Here is a 13742-nt window from a genome sequence, read left to right as displayed (position 1 = left end):
ATCAAGGCAACGATTACAGACATACTGGCTGTCTGTCGAAAATCGTTAACGCTGAGATCTAGTTGTTCTGAAAGCCCCGAAGGATGGACTCTAGAATACAATAGACTTATTCACAGGCTTCCTAATCAGGTTCTATTTCGAGGTATGATATGAAGGCAACCGAAGGTCAAATAAAATAGCCGCACTGCGTAATGCAAAAGCTGTTGAAAAGCCACCCAAAACAGCAATGTACTGAGGTAATGACAACCATTGCAGTAACAAATATACCGAAGCCCCCAGAACAGTGGTTGTCACATACAGCTCTCGCTGTCCCAGCATAAGAGACTCTCTACAAAGAACATCGCGGGTAATTCCACCAAAAGTAGCTGTCATGACTCCCATACAAACTGAAATGAGCGGAGACACCCCTAAGCCATGGGCAATTTGTGTTCCTGTTACACAGAACAATGAAATACCAAGTGCATCCATCCAGACCAGCGCCCGTGTTCTTGACGCTATATATGGAACGACAAAATAGGTAATAGTGGTAACCACCAAACAGATACCCACATAGATTGGCTCTTCAACCCAATAAACGGGAGAACGTCCGAGCAACAGATCCCTGGCCGTTCCCCCTCCTAGCCCTGTAACAGTGCCAATTAACATAAAGCCGAGAATATCCATCTCATTTCGAGCAGCGTCCAAGGCCCCCGAAACAGCAAAAACTGCGATACCAGCTAACCCCAACCAGTTAACCAATAGAGTCAAATCCAGAAATTCCATATTTTTTACAGCCTCATCTCTATTTTTTCTGGACCTTCTTATCAAGGATAAGCAACAATGAACGCTAGACGATCTTCTTTTGCTAGCTTTTCTTTAATCAGCATTTCAGGGAACGACTATGACAGTAGAACGCCGCCAACATACACGCTACGATAAAGCACTACCGGCACTACTTGTACTTCCTGACGGACACCGCATGGAGGCCAGTACTGAAAATCTGTCCAGTGGTGGTGCTCGTCTGGTAACCAATAAGCGACTCCCAGCGGGAGTTCACATACTCATGGAACTCACACCACCCAGCCCTCCTGAACGCAGTGTGTTCAAACTATGGGCCAACACGCTCCACAGCACAGCCCTGGAAGGCAGAAATGGCTTTGGGCTTGGGATACAGTTTGAGAACATCCCCACTCATTACAAAGGGTTGATCCTCTCTTTGGACCCTGGAGCCAGATTTAACTGACCCCAGGGAAACACAACATTCATATGAGTCGGATGTTAGTTTAAGCCAAGAGCCTGAGCCAATCTTGGAGCAGGCACGTAGCCAGGCATCAATTCGCCATCCACCGTCATTAAAGCGGGCGTCCCTCTAACCCCGACCCTATTACCGAGTGCATATTGGTCAGATACAGGGTTTTCACAGCTTTTCATTGCAATTGAACGCCCAGCCTTCGAGTCGGTCATAGCACTTTGTCTGTCTTCCGCACACCAAATAGCAACCATTTTATCGTAAGAATGAGAGTTTGTACCCGCACGAGGAAATGCCAGATAACGTACTTCAATCCCCAAATCATTATACGCCTGCATTTCACTATGCAGTTTTCTGCAATATCCGCAGTCAACATCAGTAAAGGCATATACAGTTGCCTTAACCTCGCCGGCGGGTGAAAAGACAACCATATCTTCTGTATCCAAACTGGAAATCATTTCCTTACGGACTGGCTGTAGCTCTGCTTCAATTCTCTGTCCGCGAATATCAACTACACCTTGATCTGTTAGCTTAAATAGAGTGCCGTCAAGGATATACTCACCATCAGAACTGGCATAAACAGCCTTCCCGTTATCAAATTCAACTTCCATCAACCCCGGCACGGCAGTTGGCTTTATTCCTATAATTTGAGAGCTGGAGGCAACAGCCTGAATCTTGCTGCGAATCTGGTCATAGGCTTCTGCCGCAGAGAGCAGAGAGCTTTGGAACAAAGCTGCTGAAGTAGCAACACAATAAACAAAAAATAACCCGGAAATTCTCATAAGTACCTCAATAATCTTGGCTTGATCCGCCTTTAGAGCCCAAGAGCTGGCTAGAGTTCAGCTATCCTCTTGGGTGGTGTTGCTGATGCAGTGATTGTAAGCGTTGTTGCGCAATATGTGTATATATCTGGGTGGTTGACAGGTCACTATGGCCTAACAATAACTGAACAACTCTCAAATCTGCCCCATGATTCAGCAAATGTGTCGCAAATGCATGTCGAAGAGTATGTGGTGAAATGGGCTTATCAATTCCCGCCAACTGAGCATAATATTTAACTCGATACCAAAAAGTCTGCCGAGTCATCATCCTTCCCCGCTTACTGGGGAAAAGGACCTCACTATTCATATCTTTAAGCAGCAATGTGCGCCCCTGCCTTAAATACCTCATCAGCCAGTCGAGTGCTACTTCACCAATAGGAACCAACCTATCTTTACTCCCCTTCCCCGTGACTCTTACCACACCTTGCCGCATATTAAGCTGTGACAACTCCAGCGTCACCAGTTCGCTGACACGCAGCCCGCTGGCATAAATAAGTTCTAGCATGACTTTGTCACGGAATCCGACCAAGTCCTGGGGGTCTGGAGCAGCCAGCAACTCCTCCACATCCTCTTCAGTCAAGACTTTCGGCAATGGCCGTCCTAACTTGGGATTGTCTATTTCCTGCGTTGGATCCTTGGCAACAACTCCCTCGCTGATAAGATAACGGTAAAACCCACGCAAGCAGGAAAGCATACGCGCCGATGACGGAGCACTGATACGATTTTTGTTTTGATAACTGAGATAGCCAAGTAATTCTTTTCGCTGACCATGCTCTAATCTGCTCCCTTGCAGTTTCAGCCACTCGGCGTAAGCCCTGATATCCCGCCTATATGCAGCCAGAGTGTTATCGCTAAGACCTTTTTCCAACCATAAGAATTGTAAATAAGCCTCAGTGAGGACCTTTCCGGGATATTCTTTAGATTTAGCCAAATTTGAACTCATTAAGACTTTGTATCAAAAATATCTGTGACAGGAAACGGTGAACATATTGCGAGCAACAAAAAAGGCAGCCGAAGCTGCCTTTTTACTAAATTAACCAAATTACTTTTTGGCCAATTTCTCTTTGATACGTGCAGAACGACCGGAAAGGTCGCGCAAGTAGTACAACTTAGCTTGACGAACGTCACCACGACGCTTAACAGCAAGACTATCAACTGCCTTACTATATGTCTGGAAAGTACGCTCTACACCAACACCGTGAGAAATTTTACGGACGGTGAAAGCAGAGTTCAGGCCACGGTTACGCTTGCCAATAACTACGCCTTCAAACGCCTGTAGACGCTCACGAGTACCTTCAACTACTTTTACCTGAACGACCACGGTGTCACCGGGTCCAAACTCAGGTACCTGCTTTTCCATCTGTTCGTTTTCAATCTGCTGAATGATCAGGTTCTTGCTGCTCATCACTTGCTCCTAAACTATCAGCCGCTCAACTCTGCTATTTGGTTTCGCGGATAAATTCTTCTAGCAAACACTGCTGCTCGCTATTCAGTTCCCGACCGTCCAATAATTCGGGTCTTCTTTGCCAGGTGCGCCCAAGCTGTTGTTTTAGTCTCCAGCGCTTAATCTCTTTATGGTTGCCACTGAGCAACACTTCAGGTACTTGCCGTTCGTCAATCGACTCTGGTCGTGTGTAATGAGGGCAGTCTAAAAGCCCGTCCTCAAAGGAGTCTTCACTAGCAGAATCCTCATGCCCTAACACACCCGGTACCAACCGAGAAACAGCATCGACAATGGTCATGGCTGGCAGCTCGCCACCACTTAGGACAAAGTCCCCTATTGACCATTCCTCATCTATTTCAGTTTCCAAAAGTCGCTCATCAATTCCCTCGTAGCGACCGGCGACCAGCACCATCTTTTCCCGACTGACCAGCTCGCGAACCCCGGACTGATCTAGTTTCCGCCCTTGCGGTGAAAGATAGATTACTCTAACCCCCTCACCCGCTGCAGCTTTAGCTGCCTGGATTGCATCCCGAAGAGGCTGGACTTTCATCAGCATCCCAGGTCCGCCGCCATAAGGCCGGTCATCGACAGTACGGTGTTTGTCGGTTGCAAATTCTCGTGGATTCCAATAATTGAGACTGATCAGACCCTTACTGACTGCTCTTCCAGTAACCCCATAGTCTGAGATTGCCTGAAACATCTCTGGAAACAACGTAACTACACCAACCCACACGAACTAAAACTCCGGATCCCAATCGACCCGAATAATACCTGATTCAAGATTAATTTCTTTGATCACCTGATCTGGCAAGTAGGGGATTAGTCTCTCCCTCTTGTCCAGACTTTCCTTTGTACCCTTAACTACAAGCACATCATTGGAACCTGTCGGAATCAAGTGATCTACCCGGCCCAAAATCACATCGGACTCGGTTACTACATTTAAGTTTTCTAGTTGATGCCAGTAATAATCGTCACCCTCTAACGCGGGTAACTGATCCTGTTCTATACCGATTTCAGCACCGCAAAAATTGCTGGCCTGATCTCGATCATCGCACCCAACTAGTTTGGCGACCAAACCCTTACCATGACGTTTCCCCTGATCTAACTCAACTTTTTGCCAACGGCCATCGAGTCTAAGATACCAAGGTTTATAGCTAAGAATATTCTCCATCGGCTCGGTATGGGAATAGATTTTTACCCAACCCCTTACACCGTAGAGCGAAGTCACTTTTCCCATGGTCACCAGCGAACTGGCCCTCCCGGGTAAAGTCTGCTTCTTTTCTCCTCGCTTCATCATTTGGAATTGATCGTCCGGTCCACCAAATTATTCAGCGGCTTTAGCTGCTTCTTTCAACAGCGTTGCAACGCGACCGCTAGGCTGCGCGCCTTTGCTTTGCCAGTGAGCAACACGTTCCAGATCTACGCGTAAACGCTCTTCCTGTCCACGAGCAACCGGATTAAAGAACCCTAAACGCTCAATAAAGCGACCGTCACGAGAATTGCGCTGGTCGGCTACTGTAATGTGATAAAAAGGACGCTTCTTAGAGCCTCCACGTGCTAATCGAATAACTACCATTGGCATCGATCCCTTTATTGCTGAGTGGGTTTTAATATCGCCCACAGTTAGTGTCGCCCAGAGGCACGCTCACCCTTAAACTGTCCCAATCAATGATTAATCATGAGAAAGGCTGCAGGTACGCACAACTGAGATGAATACACGAAGGGCGGTAATTCTACGCGAATAAACCACCCTTTGAAAGAACTATGTGCCTATTTTTCAGACACCAGTAAGAGAAACCAGCAAGCAATCATTTTAGCGGCGAGGAAATCCGCCAGGGCCTCCAGGAAAACCACCGCCCATGCTACCGCCAGCGCCGGGAGGTAACATACCTTTCATACCGCGCATCATCTTAGCCATCCCCTTACCAGCGAATTTTTTCATCATCTTTTGCATCTGCTTATGCTGCTTAAGTACTCGATTCACATCTTGAATCTGGGTACCTGAACCAGCAGCAATACGCTTCTTACGCGGACCATTGATAACATCAGGAAAACGGCGTTCATGCGGCGTCATTGAGTTAATGATAGCTTCCATCTGCATCATCCCCTTTTCAGCGCCTGCTTCCTCTGCTGCCTGGGCCATTTTTCCCATCCCGGGCAACTTGCCCATCATGGAAGCCATGCCGCCCATATTTTTCATCTGCTGTAACTGCTCACGAAAATCTTCCAGATCAAAGCCCTTACCCTTTTTAATCTTTCCGGCAAGTTTTTCGGCTTTTTTCTTGTCGACTTTATGCTCGACCTCTTCGATCAGAGAAAGCACATCTCCCATTCCGAGAATACGAGAAGCTACCCGGTCAGGATGAAAAGGCTCCAGGGCATCTGTTTTTTCCCCAATACCAAGGAACTTAATCGGCTTACCTGTAATATGTCGAACAGATAACGCCGCTCCACCACGGGCATCACCATCAGTCTTGGTCAAGACGACACCGGTCAGGGGAAGCACATCGTTAAATGCCTTAGCAGTATTGGCGGCATCCTGCCCCGTCATTGAATCAACGGTGAAGAGAGTTTCAACAGGATTGATTGCACCGTGCAACTGCTTGATCTCGTCCATCATGTCGCTATCAACATGAAGTCGACCAGCGGTATCCACGATGACCACATCATAATGCTTAATTTTAGCGTGCTGAATAGCACCCTCTGCTATATCAACCGGACGCTGATCTGCTGTCGACGGAAAAAAATGAACACCAACCTCAGAAGCAAGAGTTTCTAACTGCTTTATCGCCGCAGGACGATAGATATCAGCAGAAACGACCAATACCGTTTTTTTCTTTCGTTCTTTTAGCCAACGAGCCAGCTTGGCGACAGAGGTCGTTTTACCAGCCCCCTGCAAGCCAGCCATCATGACAACGGCGGGAGGCTGTGCAGCAAGATTTAACTCCTCACTCGCCGAGCCCATAACATTAACGAGCTCTTCACGAACAATTTTGACGAAGACCTGCCCCGGTGTAAGACTCTTTGTTACTTCTTGTCCTACAGCGCGATCCTTTACTCCGGCAATAAATTCTTTGACCACCGGCAGCGCGACATCCGCTTCCAATAAAGCCATCCGCACCTCACGCAAGGTGCCCTTTATATTATCTTCTGTAAGCTTGGCCTGACCCGTCACTGATTTCAGCGCATGCGTCAAGCGATCCGTTAAGTTATCAAACATGGGAAATTTATTGGCTCCTAACCTTCGGCCGGGCACTCCGACTGACAAAACTGCTGCTGATTATACCCTATGCAGTCTATCCTCTCTACGGGCATGCGCAATGCACTTCAAAACTAAAATTAAATGAATAAGTAACCTGATCAGAAAACCCCTCTATTCAATCTTCTAAGGATTTATGACACACTTAGAGCCCATTTACGTTTCGTGAAAGTCAGAGACAATGAGCTTGATTTTTATCAGTTTTATCTGTGCAATCCTGTACCTGGTTTCCAGCGCAGTGCAAGCGACCGCCTTGACCGGCAGTCGTACTGATCATAATAAACTGGTTATGGGTACCGGTGTTGCGGCCGTTGTACTCCATACACTGGCAGTCTATATCGTGCTGCATCCCGGCGACGGAATTCAACTTGGTTTTTTTCCCGTATCCTCATTGATTGCATGGCTGATCGCAGGTTTAGTACTGATTAGCAGCCTGACTAAGCCTCTAAAAAACCTGTTTGTTGCGCTATTCCCATTGGCCGCTATTACCGTAGTACTTGCAGCCCTGGCCCCTCAGACAGCAGCACCAAAACCTTACAGCCCGGGAATTATCAGTCATATTCTAAGCTCTATACTGGCCTACAGCGTTTTCACCATAGCAGCAGTCCAGGCAATACTGATTTCATTACAAGACAGACAACTTCGCCAGCATCATACAAAGGGGATTGTAGCCGCTTTACCTCCGTTGATGATGATGGAAAAACTGATGTTTGAGATGCTCTGGACGGGAGAAGCCCTACTAACCGTTTCACTGATCACCGGCATGCTTTTTTTGGATGATATTTTCGCCCAGCATTTAGTTCACAAAACACTGTTATCGATTGTTGCCTGGATAGTTTATGCCATTATGCTTTGGGGCCGTCAGCAGAGGGGCTGGCGTGGAATTGCCGCTATTCGCTGGACCCTGGGAGGCTTTAGCGCACTGATGCTGGCCTATTTTGGTAGCAAGTTTGCGCTTGAATTAATGATCTAGCCATAAGAAGATAACTTCTTCTTTTTTTAGAAATTAAGCAATTATTAACAAACTCCACCTTGACAGAACTCCGTCAAGACAGGACAATTTCCATCCTTATCGAAACTAAAGGTTACCCCCGTCTTGGACGACGCATCAATTGGCCTGTTATCGGGAATTCTGACCCTTCTCATACTCTGCTCAGCTTTTTTTTCCAGTTCTGAAACAGGGATGATGTCACTTAACCGCTATCGACTGCGGCATTTGGTGAAAAACAGGCACAGAGGCGCCGTGCGCGCTAACAAACTTTTATCCCGGCCTGATCGCTTAATAGGCATTATTCTCATTGGCAACAATCTGGTGAACATCGCCGCAGCTTCCATTGCGACGGTTATTGCCGTCAGGCTATGGGGGGACGCAGGCCCTCTGGTGGCAACCTTCGGACTTACTCTCATTATCCTGATCTTTGCTGAGGTCACACCAAAAACACTGGCGGCCTTGCATCCGGAAAAAGTAGCCTTCCCAGCGGCCCTTGTTCTCAAGCCACTGCTGACTTTAATGTATCCTGCTGTCTGGCTGGTTAATGGAATCACAAACGGATTATTGAGAGTCCTTGGAGTCAGATCAGATCCACAAAACCATGATCACCTAAGCACTGAAGAACTGAGAACGATTGTAAATGAAGCTGGGGCTCTGATTCCTCAGCGAAACCAATCAATGCTTTTGGGCATTCTGGAACTGGAGGAAGTAACGGTCCAGGACATTATGATCCCTCGAAATGAGGTGAAAGGAATTGACCTTGAAGACGACCTTGAAGATATCTTAGATTTTATTTCCAGTAGCGACCATACCCGGCTGCCTGTTTACAATGGCGATATTAATCAGGTAGTAGGTATTCTCCACCTGCGCAATATGGCACGGGTTCTCAAATCAGGAGATCCCAGCAAGGCTGCGCTATTGCAGGAAACCAAAGAACCTTACTTTATACCTGAAAGCACTCCGCTCCAGACTCAACTGCTTAACTTCCAAAAAGAGGGCAAGCGTATTGGACTGGTAGTTGACGAATATGGAGACATCCAGGGAATCTGCACACTAGAGGACATACTCGAGGAAATCGTTGGAGAATTATCAGAAAACCGAAAAATTGAGAATCAGGACATCCATCCTCAGGATGATGGTACGTTCTTCATCGATGGCTCCGCAACAATACGGGATATCAACAAGGCAATGGACTGGGATTTCCCAATTGATGGACCTAAAACACTCAATGGCTTAATTACTGAAACACTCGAGTTTATCCCTGACAGCAATATTTGCCTGGATATCAACGGCTATCACATTGAAACGATTCAAATTCAAGACAATTTGGTCAAAATGGCCAGAGTCTCGGATATTGCATTAAAAAACAGTAAGCCATAATCAGCTCAGCCCTGCTTCGGGCGCAGCTGATTACTCAACTTGAACCAGGCTTTGACGATATCTGCGCATGTTGGATACATAATGCTCAGCGCTGGCTCGTAAACCGTCAATCTCTTGTTCGCTAAGAGTGCGGCGTATTCTGCCTGGTGTTCCAACGACTAAAGAACCATCAGGAACCTCCATACCTTCCGATATAAGGGTATTCGCACCTATTAAGCAGTTCTTACCTATCTTGGCGCCATTAAGTACCACCGCATTAATTCCGATAAGTGAGTTATCACCAATCGTACAGCCATGCAGCATCACCTTATGGCCCACCGTTACACCCTCACCAATATCCAGGGGGTAGCCAGGATCAGCATGCAATACTGCAGCATCCTGAATATTTGAGTTGTCACCAACGTTGATAGGGTCACTGTCTCCACGTATTACCGCATTAAACCAAACACTGACGTTGTTACCGATAACAACACTTCCCACCACAGTCGCATTGTTAGCAACAAAGTACCTACCACTTTTGAACTCTACACTCCGGTTATCCACGTGGTATATCATGACCAATCCTCTCCTCATTAGTTTCAGGTTGGTAACGAAACAGAATTCTAGCTGTAAATTACAAATTTAGCCGCTCGACAAAAGGATAAGCTTCCAATTTCTAATGCCGCTCTTTAGACCAGGATTTTACCAAACACTGAAATAAGGCAGATTGATCCTTTTTAGTGACCCTTTGAACTTGATCACACTAATAGATATCGTACATCATAGCTTGGGTAAGCAATAAAGTAGAGCCCAACAGCAGCCCAAGTAACCAGACTGATCAATGTGACATCGTATGAATTTCTGTTGCCAATGCGGATCGAAAGTTTGTATAAAGGTGCCCGACGGAGACAACCTCCCTCGCCATGTATGCGTTAACTGCAATTATATTCACTACCAGAATCCAAAAGTCGTTGCTGGTTGTCTTGCCTCTTATGAAGACAAAGTACTACTTTGCAAGAGAGCAATTGAGCCGCAACGAGGACTATGGACCCTTCCTGCCGGGTTTATGGAAAATGGAGAATCAACTCGTCAAGCGGCCTTGAGAGAAACCCAGGAAGAGGCTTGCGCAGAAGTCGAAATTCATGATCTTTATACGCTCACCAGCATTAAACATATCAGCCAGATTCAGATGATTTACAGAGCAACTCTCAACCATCCTATCTATGGCGCAGGCGAAGAAACTCTGGAAACCAGGTTATTTGCAGAACAGGACATTCCCTGGCAGCAACTGGCATTCCAAACGATTGAACAAGCACTGAAATTCTTCTTCGAAGACAGAAAAACAGGAGACTATCCAATACGACATGTCGATCTAGACAGATCAACATCACAGCGAACCCATCTGAACAACAAGCTCAAATAACCTCAAGCTTAATCACATCATAGGCCACCTCTTCATAGGGGTGAGCTTTTTTCATTGCAGCTACAGCCTGCTCAATCAAATGATCCTCGCAGACGATTTCAACTTTCCATTCAGACAGCTTATGGAGCTGCCCTTGCAGACCGGTAAATGGCTGACTGCCCTGCAAAGCCCGAAACTGTCCAGTCCCCATCACTTGCCAGCAGCATTGATCATAGTTTCCTATGTATCCAGCGCCAGTCAAAAAAACAGCATTTTTTACTGTTTCCACGTGAGACTCAGGAACAAAAAAACATAACTTATACATATTATTGCGTTATAAGCTCCAACTCATTGGCCTACTCGTCGTCTCACTAAGGTTTTATAAGCCGCTTTTGTCGAGCATTCAGGAATGATATATCCAAAGTAGCTTCCAATTCCCCTGACTTAGGATTCATCACGGTCATATACTGATGCTTGCCACAGGTAAACACAAAATAGGCGTGACCTGAATCCGTACCAAACTCGTTTTGATATTCCAGCCATATCGCTTTATCCTCAGCACTCAACTCCAATTGGCGACTAAGATCCCACTCATCCTCTAACACCATCGGAAGGGTAGCTGGATTGTATTCAACAAGAGATTCTCCATAAACAAATGCAGGATGTTTGGGATACCCTTCAGGGAGTAAAGCTTGACGGGCATGCCATTCTTTAGACTGCTGCTCCGAAAGTTTTGGCAATATGGCAATGGGGACAACAAACCGTCCATCATCAAAGCGATCAAGCTTGACACCAGAATAATCAACCTGAGACTGATCCAAGCAAATATAAAAACCATCATGAAAAACGGTCAGCACCGGCTTCTGGGAATAAAGCACCCAAACACCATAGCATAAGGCAATCACCTGCACACAGGCTACAACACTAAGATCAAACTTGAGCCCTGGTTTATTCTTCCTAAAAAGAATGAGTGTCATCAGTGGCCCGAGGCCCACATCAACCAAAGCGACCATCCGTAATGCCATCCAGACTCCCGAAGCCTCCAGATAAATCGATGGATACCAGGCAAAGGCGACTAGCAATATCACACTAACAAAAATTGTAGTACTGAGGAGGAAGTGAACTAAAAAAGCTCTAAACTTTGTCATCGACTATCCTTACTCTATCTGCTTATTGTTTAACAGCTTTTAAATGTTACATATGATAACCAACGAAAAATATCCCTAGCAACTATTAAACGGGACCAGTCAAAGATTTGTAACTTTCTCCCCCGTATCGGCCAAACAGTATTCATTATATTACGGCTTTAATGACAATAGACAAAAACAGCGATACTTCAGGATTGCAGAAGCGAACAGCCGAAGGATAGAATCAAGCTACTTTTTTATTTGGCCATCTGGTAACCGGTAGCTTTCATTTCCTGCCCCAGAAAATGTGCCTGTTAAGGCCACTACAGTTTAAGCAAAGACCAATACTAGCAATCATTAAGTTGCTGACTCGTGACAAACCACCAGTGGTCGTAAAGGCGACTCTTTGGTCTAAGGAGATTGACCTAACATGGCAAAAGCAATATCAGCCAGAGAAATAGCATCCAGTTTTTCAATCCCACCACGCCCTGATGCTTTAATAGCAATCAGCAATGAGATGAAAAAAAGCACACCTGATGCTAAAAAAATTGCCCAAAGTTTAAAAACTGATGTAACCCTCTATGCAACAGTCCTAAAAATGATTAACTCACCACTATTTGGTCTTAGAAACAGGGTAACCTCCGTAGACCATGCAACCATGCTACTGGGTACCACCAAAGTATTCAGTCTAGTGAAAGTAACTGCATTAAGGACGGCTCTGGACTCTTATCCCGGCCTTGATCGATTTTGGGATACTGCCAAAGAAGTCGCCCATTTATCGACCAGCTTAGCAAGTCGTTTAACGGAAATAGAATCCGAAGACGCCTACACAGTTGGAATGTTCCATGATTGCGGCATCCCGTTGATGATGCAAAAATACCCAGATTTTAAAGAACTTTTATATCAGGTTAACGCAAACCCCAACTTAACATTCAGCAACGAGCAGAATTCTCAATATCGAGTTAACCACTATGAAGTAGGTCATCAACTTATTAATACATGGCTTCTTCCTGAACATATTTGCGAGGCAATTAGATTACAACCACTGTATACAGATGCATTTTCTCGCCGCTTAGATGTAGACGAAAAAGTACTGACACTCCTCGCTATTCTGATAATCGCCAAGCATATAAGCAACGCCTTCCGACGAATGTGGCGAATAGAAGACAACAGACTAAAACCTCTCCCTCCAACTGCAGTCTTTGATCACCTGGGGCTGAGTGAAATGGATTTTCTCGACATCAAAGACAAATGCCTGGAAGAACTTGAAACTCAGGAGTAGCAACAACAATCAGGGTTGAGCTTATCTTTTCAAAAACCATTCGATAAGTTATTTCTGAAATAAAAAGCCCCGTCCGTCAGGACGAGGCTTTCTCTGTTAGGCGCTTGGCGATGGAAGTCCTACAGGCGTACAGGCTGTAGTCGCAAAATCGGGCCAGAGCATGTTCTGGACATTTCCGTTTTTGCCCTACTCTCGAGCAGGTCATTTCAACACACACCAGATATAAAAAAAGGGCCACCCTAACGGATAGCCCTTTTTTCATAATAGGCGCTTGGCGATGGAAGTCCTGGGGACGTACACGCCCCAGTCGCCCTGGCGGAGCGAAACCTGTTTCGCTAATTCCCGCCACGGCCCTACTCTCACGTAGCTCATCGCCACTAACAAAAAACCCCAATACAACGTACCGGGGATTTCTTTATTAGATTCTTGGCGATGAACAGCTCACATCTGGGGAAACCCCACACTCCCCACAGCGCTGATCCGTTTCACTGCTGGTTTTTCGGAGATTGAGCGCGGATGGGTTCAGGGGAGTTAAATCGCAGCCATAAAAAAAGCCCCGTCTGTCAGGACGAGGCTTTCTCGGTTAGGCGCTTGGCGATGGAAGTCCTGGGGACGTACACGCCCCAGTCGCCCTGGCGGAGCGAAACCTGTTTCGCTAATTCCCGCCACGGCCCTACTCTCACGTAGCTCATCGCCACTAACAAAAAACCCCAACACACTGTGCTGGGGTTTTCGGTGTTAGGCGCTTGGCGATGACCTACTCTCACATGGGGAAACCCCACACTACCATCGGCGCTGATCCGTTTCACTGCTGAGTTCGGGATGGGTT

General features: G+C 46.3%; 16 protein-coding genes and 1 rRNA gene. 5 read left to right on the top strand and 12 right to left on the bottom strand.

The annotated features are described in order from the left end of the window. Positions 1-132: 132 nt before the first annotated feature. Positions 133-762, bottom strand: coding sequence for a trimeric intracellular cation channel family protein (locus BGP75_RS10275; protein WP_083704737.1), 630 nt, complete (start codon positions 760-762; stop codon positions 133-135). 118 nt (positions 763-880) lie between these two features. Here BGP75_RS10275 and BGP75_RS10270 point away from each other — a divergent pair, with 118 nt between their 5' ends. Then, the gene (locus BGP75_RS10270; RefSeq protein ID WP_076718437.1) at positions 881-1222 is read left to right on the top strand and encodes a PilZ domain-containing protein; all 342 of its coding nucleotides are present in this window, start codon (positions 881-883) and stop codon (positions 1220-1222) included. 35 nt (positions 1223-1257) lie between these two features. Here BGP75_RS10270 and BGP75_RS10265 read toward each other — a convergent pair whose 3' ends face one another. The 7 genes from BGP75_RS10265 to ffh all read right to left on the bottom strand — a co-directional run bounded on the left by BGP75_RS10265 (position 1258) and on the right by ffh (position 6713). Then, positions 1258-2010 carry a DsbC family protein gene (locus tag BGP75_RS10265; RefSeq protein ID WP_076718436.1) on the bottom strand — a complete coding sequence of 251 codons (753 nt, stop codon included), beginning with the start codon at positions 2008-2010 and terminating at the stop codon, positions 1258-1260. A gap of 61 nt (positions 2011-2071) precedes the next feature. After that, positions 2072-2992, bottom strand: coding sequence for a site-specific tyrosine recombinase XerD (gene xerD, locus BGP75_RS10260; RefSeq protein ID WP_076718434.1), 921 nt, complete (start codon positions 2990-2992; stop codon positions 2072-2074). Between the two features lie 99 nt (positions 2993-3091). Beyond that, positions 3092-3454 carry a 50S ribosomal protein L19 gene (gene rplS, locus BGP75_RS10255; RefSeq protein ID WP_076718431.1) on the bottom strand — a complete coding sequence of 121 codons (363 nt, stop codon included), beginning with the start codon at positions 3452-3454 and terminating at the stop codon, positions 3092-3094. Between the two features lie 34 nt (positions 3455-3488). Then, positions 3489-4226 (bottom strand): tRNA (guanosine(37)-N1)-methyltransferase TrmD, encoded by a 738-nt coding sequence (gene trmD, locus BGP75_RS10250; protein ID WP_076718429.1) that lies wholly within the window; start codon positions 4224-4226, stop codon positions 3489-3491. 3 nt (positions 4227-4229) lie between these two features. After that, positions 4230-4790 carry a ribosome maturation factor RimM gene (gene rimM / locus BGP75_RS10245; RefSeq protein ID WP_233152901.1) on the bottom strand — a complete coding sequence of 187 codons (561 nt, stop codon included), beginning with the start codon at positions 4788-4790 and terminating at the stop codon, positions 4230-4232. Between the two features lie 27 nt (positions 4791-4817). Continuing rightward, positions 4818-5069 carry a 30S ribosomal protein S16 gene (rpsP, locus tag BGP75_RS10240; protein ID WP_076718427.1) on the bottom strand — a complete coding sequence of 84 codons (252 nt, stop codon included), beginning with the start codon at positions 5067-5069 and terminating at the stop codon, positions 4818-4820. Between the two features lie 237 nt (positions 5070-5306). Next, positions 5307-6713, bottom strand: coding sequence for a signal recognition particle protein (gene ffh / locus BGP75_RS10235; RefSeq protein WP_076718424.1), 1407 nt, complete (start codon positions 6711-6713; stop codon positions 5307-5309). A 220-nt stretch (positions 6714-6933) separates the two neighbouring features. Here ffh and BGP75_RS10230 point away from each other — a divergent pair, with 220 nt between their 5' ends. Together BGP75_RS10230 and BGP75_RS10225 are read left to right on the top strand one after the other, a co-directional pair. Then, complete coding sequence (locus tag BGP75_RS10230; RefSeq protein ID WP_076718421.1) at positions 6934-7725, top strand: inner membrane protein YpjD; 792 nt, start codon at positions 6934-6936, stop codon at positions 7723-7725. A 123-nt stretch (positions 7726-7848) separates the two neighbouring features. Next, complete coding sequence (locus BGP75_RS10225; protein ID WP_076718419.1) at positions 7849-9123, top strand: HlyC/CorC family transporter; 1275 nt, start codon at positions 7849-7851, stop codon at positions 9121-9123. Between the two features lie 30 nt (positions 9124-9153). Here the strand turns inward: BGP75_RS10225 and BGP75_RS10220 are convergent, their stop codons facing one another. After that, positions 9154-9678 (bottom strand): gamma carbonic anhydrase family protein, encoded by a 525-nt coding sequence (locus BGP75_RS10220; RefSeq protein ID WP_076718417.1) that lies wholly within the window; start codon positions 9676-9678, stop codon positions 9154-9156. A gap of 277 nt (positions 9679-9955) precedes the next feature. Here BGP75_RS10220 and BGP75_RS10215 point away from each other — a divergent pair, with 277 nt between their 5' ends. After that, positions 9956-10525 carry an NUDIX hydrolase gene (locus BGP75_RS10215; RefSeq protein WP_076718415.1) on the top strand — a complete coding sequence of 190 codons (570 nt, stop codon included), beginning with the start codon at positions 9956-9958 and terminating at the stop codon, positions 10523-10525. Here BGP75_RS10215 and BGP75_RS10210 read toward each other — a convergent pair. Both BGP75_RS10210 and BGP75_RS10205 read right to left on the bottom strand, forming a co-directional pair. After that, a complete protein-coding gene (locus tag BGP75_RS10210) occupies positions 10518-10829 on the bottom strand; it encodes an NGG1p interacting factor NIF3 (RefSeq protein WP_076718412.1) in 312 nt (103 codons plus the stop codon). The genes BGP75_RS10215 and BGP75_RS10210 overlap by 8 nt on opposite strands. Positions 10830-10875: 46 nt before the next feature. Then, a complete protein-coding gene (locus tag BGP75_RS10205; RefSeq protein ID WP_076718410.1) occupies positions 10876-11652 on the bottom strand; it encodes a hypothetical protein in 777 nt (258 codons plus the stop codon). Between the two features lie 409 nt (positions 11653-12061). Here BGP75_RS10205 and BGP75_RS10200 point away from each other — a divergent pair, with 409 nt between their 5' ends. After that, complete coding sequence (locus tag BGP75_RS10200) at positions 12062-12913, top strand: HDOD domain-containing protein (protein WP_076718408.1); 852 nt, start codon at positions 12062-12064, stop codon at positions 12911-12913. Between the two features lie 744 nt (positions 12914-13657). Here the strand turns inward: BGP75_RS10200 and rrf are convergent. Then, positions 13658-13742: ribosomal RNA gene (gene rrf, locus BGP75_RS10195) — 5S ribosomal RNA — on the bottom strand; the annotation flags it as partial.

The sequence above is a fragment of the Motiliproteus sp. MSK22-1 genome, assembly GCF_001968815.1.
Classification (GTDB): Bacteria; Pseudomonadota; Gammaproteobacteria; order Pseudomonadales; family Balneatricaceae; genus Motiliproteus.
The sequence above is the reverse complement of the archived record's forward strand: the minus strand, read 5'-3'. Positions and strand labels throughout refer to the sequence as shown.